Raw genomic sequence first — 17,521 nt, 5'->3', positions numbered from 1 at the left:
CTCTAAAGTTAAAGTCACTTGGAGTTAATCATATCGAATAAGGATTTTCAGCTTCATCTATATTTGATTTTGAAGCAATAAAATTGATTTGTCGGAGCGTTACTTGGTCTGAAATTACAAGATTTTCTAGAGCATTGAATAAAGATCTTGAGCTTGTATTTGATGCTATTAGTAGAAGTAAAAATGGCACTATTGAGATCGTGGCTACAGATAATGATATTTGCCTAGCAAATAAATATAACATCACTTGCTGACAATCTATTGAAGAAATGATTAAACAGTTCACTTTATTAATCAAAAGTGTGATTTTTCTACTTGAGCTAAAAGGCATAACGAGTCGAGCAATAAAATTGCGTCATCTATAAACAGAATCTAAAACACTAAATTTAAACTATTAATTAAGGAAATATAAATATATGAATAAAACAAATAATTATCGTTGGTTTGTGCTTGGAATCGGAGTGTTGGCACAAGCAACATTCGCAATGGGGTTTGCTGGCATTCCTATAACTGGAATTTTAATGCGAGAATCTTACAATTTTTCATTGCATGAACTTGGTTTTGTATTAGGTTCAATGGGACTTGGTGTTGCAGCTTCTGAGATAGTTTGGGGAATTATCACGGATAATTTAGGCGATAAGACAGTTCTAATTTTAGGACTATGGTCATCAACACTAGTATTTGTCGTTATAGCATTATGGCTTACACCAGGAAATTCAAATAGTGGGATTAAATATTTACACTTAGGAGCTGCTTTGGCAATGGCTGGAGCATGTGGCGGTAGTATTAACTCGTCATCAGGTCGAACAATAATGCAATGGTTCGATGATAGTGAGCGGGGCTTTGCTATGAGTGTTCGCCAAACTGCAATTCCAGTAGGTGGGGCAATTGGTACTGGTTTACTTCCTTGGCTAGCTTATTCATATGGTTTTGAAGTGACTTTTTTAGCCTTAGCTGTAATAGGTTTAACTGTCGGTTTTGCTGTTTTGTTTTTTATTAACTCTAAACAAAATGAATTCCAAAATGAAAGAACATCTACTATAACCGTGTCACCACTGAAAAGTGCTGACGTCTGGAAAGTTGTTATCGCCGCAGGCTTTCTAACTGTACCGCAAATGGCAGTACTTACCTTTGGAGGCGTTTATATGAGAGATGTTCTCGATATCAATTTAACTTTGATCTCTATCACTCTCATTGGTGTTCAAATAGGTGGTGGAATTCTCAGAATTTGGTCAGGTTTTTATACTGACCGGAAAAAGAATCGTATTTCTTTATTAAAGCATTATGCCGTACTAAGTGGAATTGCTTCTTTTATACTTTGTTTAATGGTGAATAACACTTACTTGGGTGTCACTTTTCTTGTATTAACGGGTTTATTTGGACATGCATGGCACGGTCTTGCTTATACAGAAGCAGCTGTAAAAGCTGGTGTTGAAAGAGCAGGAACTGCATTGGGTATGGTTGGTAGCACAGTATTTTTTGCTTATTTTTTAACACCTATTCTAGTATCCAATATTGCACATAGCTATGGATGGGGAGCAGTTTGGGCGGTTGTAGCTATTTTAACATTTGCATCTTTATTGTGTTTCATTTCGCTATCAAAAAAGAAAAGAACTTCGACTTCCATTGGTTAAATATGATAAATCCTAAAACTATAACTAATTAAGAAAATTTAAAATTATATGATGTTGATACTTTATTACTAAAAGAAGTCTTTAGGTAGGAAGATTTATATATCTTTATAAAATTAATACCCATCAGTATTTGATGGGTAGAAAAAGTATAAAGGTTCTAAGAACTAATAGAATATTATCAACTGGAGTTCATGTTCATCCAGACAAAGGGGAAAGTTTGATAGTCAATTACTCAATCGTTGTTTTGATGTATTTATTGTAACTCACTTGTTAAGAAATAAACTATTCCCTTATGATGTTGAGGTTGATGAAGCAACATTTATAACTGAATTTATAAAAAAATTAGCAATACAAATAAATTACACCAACGTTTTCCTGCCTATGTGTATTGGTACAACATATATGACTACCACTTAATTTTGTTGTATGAAAAAGTGGTGATATTTCAAAAAATATAATCTTGTCAAGCAGTAGTAAAGCGTAAGTCAATCAATCTATTTAGCGATTAATGATCTTGATGATAACAAAATAAAGCCTCTATATTTACTAATAGTTCAAGATAATAGATTTTAATATTATAGCAATCAATGAATTCATTTATATAAAATGTGCTCTTGCTTAAAATACAATGGCACATTTATATATAGAATAACAAAATTATAAGAAAATTTATGACCAATATTCAACCTAATAGGCAACTACAAAAAACGGTTGGTTATTAGTTAAGATTTGATTTAGTTTAACTCATCATGCTTTCAACTATTTGGAATGAAACAAGAACAGAAACCTGTCATTGTGCTCATAAATATTTATTTTTGTAATCTATTTTATTTAATGGGAACTTTTTCTTTTCAATAAAAATAAGCTGACCAAAGAGATCATTCCACTAATAACGGTCAACATAACTAAGGTAACATTGAAAGCATTATGATAACTTAAAATTATATCATCAAGCATTATTGAATGCATATTTGTAGCAACATTAGTCAGTGGTGCAGTTAGATTTCCACTAGCCACAGAATTTATCCACTCTTCCATTAACTCACTTGACAAACTATATTTTGTCAATAAGTTTGGTAAATTTCTATTAAGATTAGTAACTAATAATGAACCATATAAAGCAACAGCTATTGCTTCACTACCCAAACGCAATGTATTCAATAAGCCAGCGGCCATTCCTGTCTGATCAGGCTCAACACAACTTAATGCTAATCCATCAACAAGCCCAGCGGTCAGACCCATTCCCGTGCCGATCATAAATAATGCAATATTGATCAGATATAGCTGCCCATCAATACCTCCAACTAAAAATAATAGAATTCCACCTAAAATCATTAATACTAGACTAATCAAAATAATAACTATTGCTGATACACCAAGTGAAACAATTTTTCCTGCTAATAATGGGCAAAATAGCACAGGAAAAGTCAATGAGATCATGATAATACCTGCATAAGAAGGACTGTACTGCATCACTCCTGTTAAATAGCTTGGATAATAGGTTAGTAATGTAACAAAACTAAAACTTGCAACAACAGGAACAAGTGTTAAACCTACATATCTTTTATTTTTTAATAGTTCTAAATTCAAGACGGGATTAGTATTATATTTTTCATAAATCACAAATATAACACCAAAAAGACAACTGATACCTAAAAGTATTAACGTTTTTAAATTTGACCAACCCAATTGTGTACTTTCAGTAATTGAAAACATTAATAGGAATAAAGCTATGGTAAAAACTATTGAACCAATTTTATCAAAATGATATTGGCGTTTAATGGGATTATCATTTCTAATAGTTGAAATCATAAATATTACGATAGCTAAAACGATTGTATGCAATATGAAAATAGCTCTCCAATTGAATAAGTCTAACAAAAAACCCGATATTGTAGGTCCAAATGTAATACCAATACCCGCCGTTGTTCCAAAAAATGCAAACACTTTGGTTCTTTTATCCCCATCAAATGTTTTGATTAATATCGCACTTCCACATGAAAATATAGCTGCACCGCCAACTCCTGCAAAACTTCTGGCAATATCAAGCATTAAAGGGCTAATGGCAATAGCGGATAATAACGAAGCTATCGTATAAATTGTTGCACCAATTATAAATGCTCTTTTATGCCCAAACGTATCTGCAAAAGATCCCCATAACAAAGTAAAACAAGCAAAAGTTAAATTAAAACTATTAACTATCCATTGTAGTGAAGTTGCATTAGCAGAAAGATTTGCTCCTATAAATGGTAACGCAATTGCTGTTCCTGAGATAGATGTTGGAACCACAAATACAGCAAGTAGTATTGAGATTAATACAATAACTGATTTAGGATTTTCAATTTTTGTGTTCATTTGTAATTTCTCTTAATAAATATTTTACTGTGCGTAAAAAAAGTAAATAAGTACAAGTAATGTATTTAAATATCTCAAAACAATTTCTTTGCTCCAAGATATATTAGTAATGATATTTCGGGTCTAATATCCGTTAGGCTAACAATGAAAGTAGTGTTTTAATAACAATATAAATCTCAAGTCAAATTGATTCCTTTCAAATTGAGTTATGTATGCCGTATAAAAATTGCAGATATTACTTGTAAATTTTAAATAGCAACGACTAGTGAAATATTCATATTGTTCTAAAAAGATTATTTAATATTCTAAATCTCACCCTATTAAAGATAAAATTAGTGGGTAATTTATATTATAAGAACGATTTGTAACACCAATTGATACTTGACTGAAAAGCGCCAATAATATAGCAACATCATAGTATTTGTTTACTTCATCATAGAAGTTTATATGAGTATTTGGCAGTTGATCAGCAATAACATAGTAACTGTAAGATAGTTGATTAATATTAGTTAAAAACAGTTCATGTATAATTAAGCAGTGAACAAGTTGCTTTTTAAGTATCTGACTATTTTCTGAAAAGGTATTTTGGGTTTTGACAACGTTGGTAATATCCATATTTATTCCTTTACGTTTCTAATAATATATTAAAAAATTAAGTTTTTTATAACGTTATAGAACGATTAATAATATCGTTCTATTAACACATTACGTTCGATAATCATCGAACATTCTATTATTAATATATTTTTTTATGGATGTCAATTTTTTTGATAAAAACTGTTATCATTTACCATAAATAAATTTAAATTTAATGAAAGAATAAAATGAATTTAATTCAAGTATTTAAAGCACTAAGCGATCCAAACCGCTTATGGATAATACAAAGTTTAATACAAGATGAACCTGGAGCAGAGCGTCATTGTACATCGTTTGGGTTGCAACTAACGAAAGCTACACGTTCACATCATTTTAAAATTTTAAGGGAAGCTGGACTCATATCTCAGGTAGATAAGGGTAATTGCTCTCTGGCAACTTTAAGAAGAAGAGAAATTGAAAAAGAATTTCCTGGCTTACTAGAGCTGATTTCTACTAAATGGAAAACTTTGTAAAAAGTGGAAATATCCTTGATTTATTATTAAGAAAATGTCAAATATTCTACTTTTAAGTGGGAGATGATTTTTATATTTCCCACTTATTTTGTGTATCTTTATGTATGCAAAAAATTTCAAAATTAACAATGCAGCATTTTTGAACTATTTTCGGAATTTTATTACTACATTATGATAAAAATTCGCTATTTTAAACATAGAAAAAATGGATAAAAAAATTCATTTAATTCCATTAAACTTTTATACAACAAGTTATATACATTAAGTGAGAATAATCAATTAAGTTCAAACTAATGATTTCTTCTGAACCGATATAATTTTGAAATGATTAAAATAGAAAACAGCAAATGAGTCGTGTAATCCTTTAATGATATATAATTTATCCTTTAAAACAAAATGATCTATTTAAAACTAATTTGACCTATAAGGAATTTGTCCTTTGGGTGTTATTCTTTCTGAAAAGAATCATAAGTAAAATAAAAATGAGATGACGTGATCCTTCAAATAAATGTTTACAAACAAGTCCTGCCGTTTACCGAAGTACTTTGGTAACACCAAAAAATTCCAGTTTAATTATTGATATTAACTATATGACAGATAAAACAATTTTATATTATTTGCTAGACTATATTTTAAAATATTTGCCTAGTATTCACTATTTGATTCAGGGAGAGAAATCACTCAATAGGATTATAGTTTGTAAATCAGTTTGAGAAGAAGGTATCAGACATTTTCATCATGTGAATGATAATATTATTACAAGTGATACTATAGTTCCGACATTAATTCTTTCATAAATTATAATAGAGCAAAATACTGTGAATAGTTATTTTACCTTTTCAATTATTCGTGTTGTTGGACTGATGAGAAAAAGATATTTCATAGTCATAATTATATTTTTAGGCAGTTATTAGATTGGTCTGTTTTAGATTGTTTTTTCATTTTTTTACTGTTTTCTTCAAATTATAGATTATAAAATTTCATGATATACCTCTAATTGCCTCTTGATTGCTCAAATCCATTAATACTTTAGCTAAGGTCTATTGTTGGTTATAGCATGTTTTAAGTTATAGCCAAAGAATAAATAGATGATTTCTTATCAGGAATTTATACATTCAATAAAGAAAATACAGTTATCGAAGAACCGATATAAGTGAATACAAACCACAGGAAATATTTAATAAAAATATATAGCTTTTGTGTAACTCAGTTTATTTTAATTGACAATTAATTGTGATGAAAATTTTTTATAATGCAATAAATGATTGGAATTATACAGTTATAAAACTATTTGTTAGCATGAATTCAATTTAATCTACCCCAAAATTTATAATATGAGTGAATTACATGGAAAGAACAAATAATATATTTCCCACATTGAGTCTTTTAGCTTTAGCAACAGCACTGTTTATTTCTATTCTGACTGAAGCGTTACCTGCTGGTTTTTTACTGTTAATAAGTGAAGATCTAAGTGTTACAGAAGCTCAAGCAGGACAATTAGTGACCCTTTATGCATTAGGTTCCCTGCTATCTGCTATTCCATTAACAATTGCTACACAAAGTTGGAATAGAAAAAAATTATTAATTATAGTTATCCTTGGCTTTGGCATTACTAATTTTATGACAGCCTATTTTTTATCTTTTACTCTGATATTAATAGCTAGATTTTTAGCGGGTGTTTTCGCTGGTCTTTTGTGGGCAATGGTAGCTGGTTATGCAACAAGAATGGTTAGTGATGATAAAAAAGGTAGAGCAATAACTATAGTTATGCTAGGAGTTCCGATAGCTTTGTCTATAGGTATTCCATTGGGTACATCAATAGGACAATTAGTCGGTTGGAGATTAACTTTTCATATAATTACTATAGTCTCTTTATTGTTGGTTATTTTTATATGTTTAAAACTCCCTAATTTAGCAGCTTTAGAAGCAACGAAAAAGAATCCTATTTTTTCCGTATTATCGATACCTTACGTAAAATCTATATTAGCAATAAATTTTATTTTTGCTTTTGGACATAATATTTTTTATACCTATATATCACCATATTTGCAACTTTCAGGCAATGAAGAAAATATCGATATTGTTCTGTTTATTTTTGGTGTTTCATCAATTATTAGTATTACTATTGTTGGAATATTTATAGATAACTATTTACGTAAATTAATTATTTTATCTCTCAGTTTTTTCGCCATATCTGGATTATTATTTTATGCTTTTGATAACTTTTATTGGTTAATTTTAATCTCAATTGTAATATGGGGATTGTCTTTTGGTGGTGGAGCTACTTTATTTCAAACAGCATCAGCAAAAATAACAGGAGAATCTGCTGATATTGCACAGTCTTTACTTGTATCACTTTGGAATTTGGCAATAGCTGGCGGTGGTTTTTGTGGCGGAGTATTGCTAAATGTTTTCGATGCAGAAGTATTACCTATGATAATGTGTGTTTTGTTAACAGTAGCTCTTTGTATTGTTTTATGTGCTGGAAAACTTGGGGTTGAAAATACAAGCGGGGACGATAAAGTATCTAACTGATCTGCATGGTTACACTTTGGTAAACTGTTAAAAATAGAGTCCAGTATACAAACTTATAATAATTACTATAATACAAAAATGAAAGTCATCTGGTTTACTGCTCATAATAAAGAACCGGATGATTCTTCTCATTGAGGGTATTTCTAATATATGAATTCAATATCCGACAAAATTATTAATATCATCATGTTATAATTATTAAAATATAATGAAAAATTTATTTACTTTTCATTTCATTAACAAATGTAAGAACATCAGTACCTGCTCTTGCTTCATTCCAAGACACCCCTATTTTCCATTTTGAACCTTTTCCCATAAGTTTTTCACATTTGAGTGTTGATTTAATATTATGAACTAAACTATTAGGTAATATCGTTACATTCGAATGTAAATTGGCCATAGATATAATGTTGTAAATATTATTTGTATAATATACGTTTGGATAATTTAATGAGTTTCTTGAAAGATATTTTGAAATTTTTTGAGATAGATCGACATTGGTTTCACAGTCAGGCAAACAAAGCGTATTTTTATCTAACATATGATTAATGTCTCTAAAATCATTAATAGGAAAATTTTCTTTTGAATTTGATATAAATAATAAATAATCTGAGCCTATTTCTTCATATTTTATCTGTTTATTGACAGGCTTTTCCATAAAAGCGATATCTAACTCACCAGATAATAACCTTTTTTCCTGTTCTAATGAAGATAATTCATGTAGCTGAATTTTTATCATTGGGTGGTGTTCGGTATAATTATTTATTATTTCCGGTAATATATTTATAAAGGAAAACGTATAGCCAATGTTCAAAACACCTGTTGTACCATTTTTTATTTTTTTAACAACACATAATAATCTATCTAATTCGTTGGTTAAACTAAGTGCGTATTTATAGATTATTTTACCTTCATCGGTTAGGTAACAGCCATGATTATCCCTAACAAATAGTTTAAAGCCGAATACATCTTCAAGAAGTTGAATTTGTTTTGTAAGTGTTGGTTGGGTTATATTCAGTTTGTCAGCAGCATCGCGAAAACTATCACTTGTAGCTAATACAATAAATGATCTTATTTTCTTTACATACATAAGGAAATCCTTCTCGTTAGATGTTGAGTATTATACTTAATTATCAGATTTTAATGTTCTAATAATTACACTTGTTCTAACGAATAAAGAATTAAATAGATGGTTAAAATCTATTAATGATGGGATCTAATAATTTTTCTAATCATGGTTTAATAACATATAAACGAATATTATTTATATGACACATTAATATTTATCATGCCATTTTTTAATGAAAAAGAGTTTTTATATTTTTTCCCACAAAATTTATCCATTTAAGGATACTTTATTTAACGGTTTTACTATCTTTATAAGGCTGTGCTTCAATAGATAATACACTTCATTTTATAAATATCTTGTAAATACCCCATTGTTAGCACACAAACCAAGTAGAAAATTATACTATTTGCTTCATGTTTCTATATTCAATTGGTGTCATATTATTTAATGCTTCATGCGGTCTTTCTGTGTTATACATTTCTAACCACTCTTCGGTTATTTTTCTTACTTGTTCCAGATTTTTAAATAAATACAGATCTAATACCTCCGTTCGATATGTGCGGTTAAATCGTTCTATATAGCCGTTTTGATAAGGACTACCTGGTTTAATATAATCTAGGGTTATTCCATGTGATTTTGCCCAACTTGTAAATCTGTTTGAGGTAAATTCTGTGCCATTATCAACGCGTATTTTTAATGGATAACCGTGATATTGAGCCAGTCTGTCTAAATAACGGGTAATTCTACCTGCCGATAAACTGACCGCAATATCAATGCCTAATGCCTCTCGATTAAAGTCATCAATAACATTAAAGGTTCTAAATCGGCGGTGATTTTGAGAACTATCACTCATAAAATCCATTGACCAACATTCTCCCAAACGACTTGGTACTGATAATGGCTCTGGATAACGTTGGGGCAATCGTTTATTGCGTTTAGAACGAATATTGAGTTTTAACTGACAATAAACTCGATAAATCCGTTTATGATTCCACTTATATCCCAGTTTCCTGATTCGATGAAAACACTTAGGAAATCCCCAACGTAAATGCTTGTCTGTTATTGACTTAAGTAATGAAATAATCATAGTGTCATCTGCCGATTTAGGTTGATAGTAGTAAGCACAGCGACTTAAATTCACAATAGTGCAACTCATTTTAATTGTTATACTGTATTGTGACTGTAGTGTTTGTGCCCAACTCTTACGAACTGCCGTCGGCACTATAGCTTTTTTATTATTTCTTGCTGGAGCTGAGAAGTTAAACTTAATTCAGCATACATCTGTTTAAGTTTACGATTTTCAGCTTCCAGCTGTTTTAACCGCGTAATGTCCGATGATTGCATACCGCCATATTTATCTCGCCATTTATAAAAAGTAGAAACGGCCATACCATATTTACGGCAAAGCTCTTTAATAGGGATACCAACTTCAGCTTCTTTTAAAATGGAGACAATTTGGTGTTCCGATAATTTTTTCATATTGAAATTCTCCTTAAAATTCTAATTAAAAATATTATAGAGAATTTTCTACTTTTTTATGTACTATTTTAGGGGATAGTTACAAGTTTTTTCTAGCCAATATCACTACAGAATTAAAAATAGAGAATATAATTTTAGTAAGATTAATTTTTGAAATTAATATTATTTATTACTTGGTGTAATAAATGATATTACAGAGGTAATAATGATCTTTCGCTCAAAACATATTATAAAAGTCAATGAAATAGATAATAAGTAAAATAAGGCTGGCTTTTATGAAAGATATTCGAATAAAAAACTATAGATATACATTATATTTATTAGTTACTGTGTTTGGCTGGGGTATTATGTATCCCGCCTCAAAACATGCTGTATCATCTGGCATAGATGGCTATTATCTTACTTTTATTCGCTACGTTCTTGGTGCTTTTCTTGTAAGCTTTGTTTTGCTTATCATAGAGGGTAAAAAAAGTTATCAAACGGAAGGAAAAGCTTTTCAATTGTGGCTTTTTGGAACTATAGGTTTTGCTGGATTAAACTTTCTTACTTTTATCGGTATTGGCTTTTCTTCTGCTGAACATGCAACAATCATATTGGCGTTAATGCCGACGTTATCAATGATTTTATCATCTATCCTTGATCATAATATACCTGATATTAAAACGATTTTGTGCATAGTATTAGCTTTTGTGGGAATTATTTTGGTTATAACTAATGGAGATTTTAATAATTTGATAGCCTCATCAAGCTTTCTAGGCGACTTATTATTGTTGGCTGCTACAACTTGCTGGGTTATTTATACCTATTTTGCAAATATGATGATTACAAAACACAAGTGGAGTGCATTAAGAGTAACAGCATTAAGTTCTTCTCTTGGTGTATTAAGTATTATTGCTATTACTTTTATCGCGTCTTTTTTTCACTTAGCAAGTCCTCCAAGTATGAATGCATTAATCACTAGTGGATTTGATATTTTTATACTTGTTATCACAGCATTAGTGATCATTACTTGGAATGCAGGCATTAATGGTCTTGGCGCTATCAATGGAATTCTTTTTGTTAATTTAGTACCTGTCATTTCTTTTATTATTGGCATCCATCAAGGTCATTCTATTTCATATACCGAAACGGTAGGGGCAATAATCACTATTATTGCATTAGTTCTTAATAATATTTATATGAGAACAAATAAAAGTAGTAAATAAAAAATATAAATTAAAAAATAATAAATTCATTAATTTTAAAAACAAGGAACATTTAATGAGAAATATATGATTTGTTGTTATGTGCATTCATCATATTTCTGAAATATGATCATAATATTGAATTTTTAATTAGATGAGTTAAAAACTACTCTCAAAGCTATTATCAATAATGGGTGGAGTGCAAACATAATATCAATAAAAGAAGATTAGATTAAAATTATACATTCTCAAAGAGAGTATACAAAAACACCTTAATATTTTTTGAATAAACAACTTTAATATATTCCTTTTGACACATTATATTGATTAAAAATAAGTTTTTCTTGTGACCAATTAATCTAAAATATAAAATATTCAGGTATTGTTATTTTTAATAAATAAAAGTAATCCGATGAAAAAACAGTTTAAAACTATGCATATCGCTAGCCTTGAATTATTTTTAGTAGCGGCTGAAAATGAGAACTTCTCAGTTACTGCTGAATATTTAAATATTACTCCAGCAGCTGTCAGTCGTTCAATTAAAAGACTTGAAGAAAGAATCGGATTTGAATTATTCTCACGTAGTACACGTCAAGTTAAATTGACTCCCGAAGGGCGTATCTACTATAAAAAATGCTCCGAGATATTAGATATGCTAATTAATGCTGGATATTCTATTAAAACTGAAAAAAATGTAATAGAAGGTAAATTAAAAATAAGCGTCCCAGAAACCTTTTTTAATTACAAAATATCACCTTATCTAGCTAACTTTTCTCAAGAATACCCTAATCTAAAACTTGATTTTCATGTAACTAATAGAAATGTTGATTTCATTGCTGAAGATTTTGATCTATCAGTTAGGCTAGTACAAAAAAATACTAAACTGGAGGCTTTTCTTATCAAAAAAAAATTGTTTGTTGCCACTACTGGATTATATGCCAGCCCCAATTATCTAGCAAAAAATGGCATGATTGCTTGCCCTAATGAATTAATAAATCATAAGTGTATTAATTTTAGCTCTAGTCAAAATAATAAACGATTTCACTGGTCATTTTTGAATAAAAATCTATGTAAAGATAATATTGAAAATAGCCAAATACAAATCTTTGATAGTATTCAAGCAACTAAATTTTTAGCTTTAAATGATGGAGGTATAGTTCAGCTTTTTAGTTTCTCTGTACAAGAAGAGCTAAAGAGAAAAGAGTTAGTTGAAATTTTATCTGAGTATAATAAAGAAAATGCTTGGGAGTTTTGCTTTCTTTATCCTTCGGCATATAAAAATTCAATGAAACTAAAAGTATTCATCAATTATTTAACTAAAAAGATTAGCTGATAGCGCTTATTTTTACATCACAAAATATATTCTTTGTATTAGTGAAAAAAGTGGACAATGGCTATTATTGATTGTTAATTAAGATAATAAATGCTAGTCGATGGTAGCCATAAAATTCGGTTAAGTTATTACAATAAAAGATTATTTTAATTGAAATGAGATAACAAGATTTGTAAGACAAATGATTTGGAAACTATTTGTTGCAAATATATAGCTTAATATGATTCATCTAAGATATTTAAAGCCATTCTGGCTGATTCCTTAATATCTTAATCTAATTAGAATATAGATTATAATAATTATATAATCATAAAATTACTAAGAATAATTACTTAGTATAGTTTAACTATAAGATAATTTTTTCAGTTATATCTCTAATTTGTAAATAATAGTCTGAAACATCAGTGGCTGTGAGATCTTTACCGTAATTACTAATTGTAAACATATCATTTTCAACAAAATGAACAAAAAATAAATACAGTGTATGTTCAAAAATAGCAAGTAGACTCTTAACCACCTCATCATAGTTATCACTTTTACCAAATTCGTGATACTCTTTCGCCAAACTATTACAATTATTTAGCAATATAGAAAATTTTTCTTTATCAAAATAAAACTCGTAATTAAGTTGATACAGAAATGTCTGACTATCTTTCGCTTGATATTCCTTCAAAATATATCTTTCAAGCTTTATACGTTTATTCATAATGCTATTATTACCACTATTAGAGATAAGAACTATAAAAAATTTAATTTTTTTGTCTTTTAAATTATCAAAATTAATAATATATGAAATTCATAAGTAGCTGTCTCATTTATTATTTCACATTCCAAATCGTTTATTATATTCATCCCAATATTCAATATGTCGGTGTTCTCCTACCAGTTTACAAAACCATTTACATGGTCCGGAGTTAAATGTATTAGGAATAATATATCCTTCAAAAACTATATAATCCCCTTCACCGATATCTTCATATAAATATACATAATCTCCTTCTTTTAAGACGAATTTATCACCCCTAAGGTTTTTTACTTCATCCGTCTTAGATACCATAACAATACCATGATACAAACACTCATTAGAATAATCACAATATATTCTTTCATCTATAGACTTATAAATTGTTGTTTTCATAAATCAACTCTCTCTTCCTTGTTATTTAAGTACATAATTCTTTATTGGAGGATGGAATAAATTTTCGCCCCATTGTACTGTTAATGCATCAATAATAACATGGTTATCTTTCATTGTTCCATTAGGTGAATTTAACTTAGCATTTAAGGTTATTCAACCGCACACAATTACTATTTCACCAATAATTACAATACGATCATTAGTGGTATTCCAGTCAATAATTCTACTTTTACAATTTTAATAATAGTTGCTATAAACTTGTTAAACACTGATATTTGCTTTAAAAATTATATAGTGCAGTTATAGGTACCAATTCAGTAGCTCAATTTGTTAAACTAGTGCTAATTTAATACCTAACTACATAATATCCGTAAAATTATTACTATTTTGCAACGAAAAATTCATCTACATAGTTAAAATCAAGGTCAGTCAAGTGTTGGTAGTAACCTAAATAAAAATCATTTTCGTCATATATATAAAAACATAATTGAAAAACAGGCTCTGTATTAAATCCTGTTAAAATTATGCTAAGCTGTTCTTTAAAAGAAAGATTTTTAATATCTTTTTTATATTTAATACCTAACTCCGTATAGTGTTTATTAAGAATTTTTTTTAAGCTAATACTTGCAATATCTTTTAATCGATGTTGTATATACTCAATATTACTTTCTTTTATATAGTCAGGTAAATTAATCATTTTTTATTCCTTTAATTTTGTAAAAAACAATATCACGATTTGATAGTTGCTATCCATATATTCTCGATTCACCATCTTTACCTAAAATTAGGAATTTATGGCTTTAATCATATTATGCTAAAGTTTTTGTACATTACAGTTAGGTTATTGTTAGTTTATCTTAGAGTATTGTGATTATCCCTTTCTCTATTACTTATTGGAATTTTATTTAGAATACAACATATTTCATACATTTCTTTATATCCAACTAGTTGGTTTGATGTGGGTATGTAATAAAGGATCTATTGATAAGTAAGTAACAAGTTGAATTTTCAATAACGATTATATGTCTATTGTATTATTTCATTTTTATTAATATATCTCCTGAATATAAACTAATTTTATTATTTTCGTGTATATATTCTATCCACAATTCTTTGTTATCAGATTCACAATCGTTTATTATTCTATATTCAGAATATCCAGTATTCATTTCAGTAAGTGGTATAATTTTATCTACTGTACCTTCTATCGTATTTTCAGATAAAAATAAAGCAATTTTCTTCAAAAACTTTAATTGATTTCGCAATTCAGGGTTATTGTTTTTTAACAATTTAATCTCGTTATCGATATATTTAATTACATTTAACATTTTTATCTTCCTATATAGTTTATAACTTTCACTTCGTTTGGTGTTATCATGTAAAAATGAGGAGCGGTTTGGCGTGGATAATCATTTAGTAAGCTCAAATACCTATGTAAAATATTATCTTTATCAAAGTAAAGTCTTCATAATCATATGATGTAGTTACCTGTTTTCAAATATTTTAATTGCTGATTTATTTCCCACACAACTTACTTTATGCACATCTGTTAAGCACAATACAATAATTAATCTACTTTTTTAAATGAACTAGTTATACATCATTATTAAAATGTACGTCTTTAATTCTGTTATTTAGATTGATAGTCCAAATGAAAATAATAATGCTAAAACTGATGCTTTTTTATTTTCAGAATCAAATTGTGAAGTATCTATATCAAATTCATACAAAAGTTCATCTTTATTAAGTAAAATAAAATCATAAGAATATAATATATTTATCAAATCAGAAAATTCTTGATATAAAACATCATTACAGGTAATTACTTTGTCTCCATGACATAAAAAAGCATATGTTGACACCAAAGATAAATATAAAAAAGAAGTTTTTTTGCAATGTTCAATTTGAATGGATATGCAAACATCATAATTTAGATCAGTATGATCTGTAATATTAAATAAAGAAGAAATATCATTTAATACACTTTGATATTTTAATGAGCGATATGACTTCATTGCAAAATGAAAATCTGGTTTTTCTAAATCTCCATATGCATTAAGAAGATCATGAAAAATTTTATTGAATTGTACATACATTCTTACCGATATTCCTTTCTTGTTGGAGGAGTAATGTGTTTTACCTCAAGAATCGACATACACTCTGATTTTTGTCAGCACTCCGTAATTAGAACAAATTTTAATCAGAGCACCAATTTCCACATCAAATTTACTCAGTTTATTCGGTACACTTTTTTTGTGAGTAATTGTATCACATACTAATTTATCGGTATTATCTTTACTATCAAATGCTGAACTTAACTAGATTTGGTTTGGATTGAATCACATTATTTTATATAATTATTTTAATGAGATATACCCTAAATATACATAGTTTTTATTGAGTGAATTTTATCTGTTAAGCAGCTTCAGTTCTGGAAATAAAACATCCATTTTACCCATAAATTCCGCAAAATATTACAGATACCTTGTATCTTTGATCCACAATTTAGTAATATCACTCGATAATGTTTATTTTAGTTTCACAGAATTTAACATTTCCAACATTTCCGCTACTGTTTTTTCATATGGAGGTTTCCAAAAAGATATATCTTTTTCTATCCATTCATTATATTCATCAGGATCCATTCTAGATTCTAATTCTTGATATAAGTATTTTCTTATTTTGGCTAACTTATCTAATACATTACATTGATTAAAGAAAAGCAACAAAGCTGTTGCCGTTTTACTACTTTTATCAAATCCAGAACCTATCTTATCTATTACTACAACAATCTCTTCTAAAAATATTAAAATATCTTTTAGTTCTTCCGTATTTTTAGAGTTGCACTCATTCATAACATTTACATCTTTTATAAAAATCAGTTCTTTTATTATTTAATTCAATATCAACCAATATTTTATATTTTTTGGCACCTGTATAATTTTTCTTAAACTTAACCGACTGGTACCTATATTAAAGCCTATATAATTTTTGGCATGATATAGCTAATTAATACTTAATTTATAGTTTTATTGGATAAAGTCTAACATTATCAGGGGTGGTAAAAAAGGATACGAATTCATTTATTTCACATGTGGCGGACGATTCTATAAGGACAATATCATTTGCAAGAGATAAAATTAAAACACCATCATCTTCGCAGGATATGACTTTTGCGCTAAAAAAAATTTTATTATCAATATGATTAATTCTTGGTTCATTTCTTTCTTCAATAGTAATATTTTTTTCCCATTCAAAAAAATCATCAATATCTAATTCAATATTATAGTGAGTATTTAATATTGGCGGTTCATTACTTTTCCAATAGGCAGTTCCATAACCTAAATTAGATTCGAACTCTACTATATGATCATTCAATTTTGCTGTTAGAATAATTTCCATTTTTGTAATGGTACTCCCTAATTATCGTATTATCAGAACTGATCAGATCTTAAACAGGATCATAATTCAATATTTTCTTAAGATAACAAATATTTTTTCTATCATCCTAATCCATTCTATCTGTGTCTGGCTTTCCTGTTTTCAGATATTTATTTGAATCACACCCTAGTCCTAAAATTCATCAAATTCTTATACTAGATTTTCCGTGATAACCGATCTTTAAACATGAGTTTCTTAATCGCTTCCTTGTTTGGATGATTTTTTGATTTCATCAGCAAACTTT

At 28.5% G+C, this 17,521-nt stretch carries 16 protein-coding genes; 5 read left to right on the top strand and 11 right to left on the bottom strand.

Annotated features, from left to right (window positions below):
• Positions 1–416: 416 nt before the first annotated feature.
• The gene (locus GAPWK_RS06180) at positions 417–1,634 is read left to right on the top strand and encodes an MFS transporter (protein ID WP_025315387.1); all 1,218 of its coding nucleotides are present in this window, start codon (positions 417–419) and stop codon (positions 1,632–1,634) included.
• Between the two features lie 831 nt (positions 1,635–2,465).
• Here GAPWK_RS06180 and GAPWK_RS06175 read toward each other — a convergent pair.
• Together GAPWK_RS06175 and GAPWK_RS06170 are read right to left on the bottom strand one after the other, a co-directional pair.
• Positions 2,466–3,989 carry an MFS transporter gene (locus GAPWK_RS06175; protein WP_025315386.1) on the bottom strand — a complete coding sequence of 508 codons (1,524 nt, stop codon included), beginning with the start codon at positions 3,987–3,989 and terminating at the stop codon, positions 2,466–2,468.
• A 312-nt stretch (positions 3,990–4,301) separates the two neighbouring features.
• Positions 4,302–4,604 carry a hypothetical protein gene (locus GAPWK_RS06170; RefSeq protein ID WP_025315385.1) on the bottom strand — a complete coding sequence of 101 codons (303 nt, stop codon included), beginning with the start codon at positions 4,602–4,604 and terminating at the stop codon, positions 4,302–4,304.
• Positions 4,605–4,813: 209 nt separating this feature from the next.
• Between GAPWK_RS06170 and GAPWK_RS06165 the strand changes: the two genes are divergently transcribed.
• Both GAPWK_RS06165 and GAPWK_RS06160 read left to right on the top strand, forming a co-directional pair.
• The gene (locus GAPWK_RS06165) at positions 4,814–5,098 is read left to right on the top strand and encodes an ArsR/SmtB family transcription factor (RefSeq protein WP_025315384.1); all 285 of its coding nucleotides are present in this window, start codon (positions 4,814–4,816) and stop codon (positions 5,096–5,098) included.
• Between the two features lie 1,347 nt (positions 5,099–6,445).
• A complete protein-coding gene (locus GAPWK_RS06160) occupies positions 6,446–7,633 on the top strand; it encodes an MFS transporter (RefSeq protein ID WP_025315383.1) in 1,188 nt (395 codons plus the stop codon).
• A gap of 217 nt (positions 7,634–7,850) precedes the next feature.
• On the opposite strand, the gene GAPWK_RS06155 is transcribed toward GAPWK_RS06160, so the two are convergent.
• Positions 7,851–8,723, bottom strand: a complete 873-nt coding sequence (locus tag GAPWK_RS06155) for a LysR family transcriptional regulator (RefSeq protein ID WP_025315382.1) — start codon at positions 8,721–8,723, stop codon at positions 7,851–7,853.
• Between the two features lie 376 nt (positions 8,724–9,099).
• Positions 9,100–10,181, bottom strand: a protein-coding gene (locus GAPWK_RS06150; protein ID WP_407919848.1) for an IS3 family transposase whose coding sequence is annotated in 2 segments (ribosomal slippage) — positions 9,100–9,926 and positions 9,926–10,181 — 1,083 coding nt in all. Because the reading frame shifts where the segments join, the coding sequence is not laid out codon by codon here.
• 275 nt (positions 10,182–10,456) lie between these two features.
• Here GAPWK_RS06150 and GAPWK_RS06140 point away from each other — a divergent pair.
• Positions 10,457–11,386: a DMT family transporter gene (locus tag GAPWK_RS06140; protein WP_025315379.1), complete on the top strand. Its 930-nt coding sequence runs from the start codon at positions 10,457–10,459 to the stop codon at positions 11,384–11,386.
• Positions 11,387–11,777: 391 nt separating this feature from the next.
• Positions 11,778–12,698 carry a LysR family transcriptional regulator gene (locus GAPWK_RS06135; protein ID WP_025315378.1) on the top strand — a complete coding sequence of 307 codons (921 nt, stop codon included), beginning with the start codon at positions 11,778–11,780 and terminating at the stop codon, positions 12,696–12,698.
• Between the two features lie 346 nt (positions 12,699–13,044).
• Here the strand turns inward: GAPWK_RS06135 and GAPWK_RS06130 are convergent, their stop codons facing one another.
• From GAPWK_RS06130 to GAPWK_RS06100, 7 genes are all read right to left on the bottom strand, one after another.
• Positions 13,045–13,404 carry a hypothetical protein gene (locus tag GAPWK_RS06130; protein WP_025315377.1) on the bottom strand — a complete coding sequence of 120 codons (360 nt, stop codon included), beginning with the start codon at positions 13,402–13,404 and terminating at the stop codon, positions 13,045–13,047.
• 117 nt (positions 13,405–13,521) lie between these two features.
• Positions 13,522–13,836: a hypothetical protein gene (locus GAPWK_RS06125; RefSeq protein WP_025315376.1), complete on the bottom strand. Its 315-nt coding sequence runs from the start codon at positions 13,834–13,836 to the stop codon at positions 13,522–13,524.
• 382 nt (positions 13,837–14,218) lie between these two features.
• On the bottom strand, positions 14,219–14,533 hold the full coding sequence (locus GAPWK_RS06120; RefSeq protein WP_025315375.1) for a hypothetical protein: 315 nt from the start codon (positions 14,531–14,533) through the stop codon (positions 14,219–14,221).
• A 337-nt stretch (positions 14,534–14,870) separates the two neighbouring features.
• Positions 14,871–15,164 carry a hypothetical protein gene (locus GAPWK_RS06115; protein ID WP_025315374.1) on the bottom strand — a complete coding sequence of 98 codons (294 nt, stop codon included), beginning with the start codon at positions 15,162–15,164 and terminating at the stop codon, positions 14,871–14,873.
• 306 nt (positions 15,165–15,470) lie between these two features.
• Positions 15,471–15,932: a hypothetical protein gene (locus GAPWK_RS06110; RefSeq protein ID WP_025315373.1), complete on the bottom strand. Its 462-nt coding sequence runs from the start codon at positions 15,930–15,932 to the stop codon at positions 15,471–15,473.
• A 432-nt stretch (positions 15,933–16,364) separates the two neighbouring features.
• On the bottom strand, positions 16,365–16,691 hold the full coding sequence (locus GAPWK_RS06105; RefSeq protein WP_202961699.1) for a hypothetical protein: 327 nt from the start codon (positions 16,689–16,691) through the stop codon (positions 16,365–16,367).
• Between the two features lie 166 nt (positions 16,692–16,857).
• Entirely contained in the window at positions 16,858–17,238 is a 381-nt protein-coding gene (locus GAPWK_RS06100; protein WP_025315371.1) for a hypothetical protein, read from the bottom strand.
• Positions 17,239–17,521 lie beyond the last annotated feature (283 nt).

Source organism: Gilliamella apicola (assembly GCF_000599985.1).
Taxonomy (GTDB): Bacteria; Pseudomonadota; Gammaproteobacteria; order Enterobacterales; family Orbaceae; genus Gilliamella; species Gilliamella apicola.
Note: the sequence above shows the minus strand (reverse complement) of the source record. Positions and strands in the feature narration are given on the sequence as shown.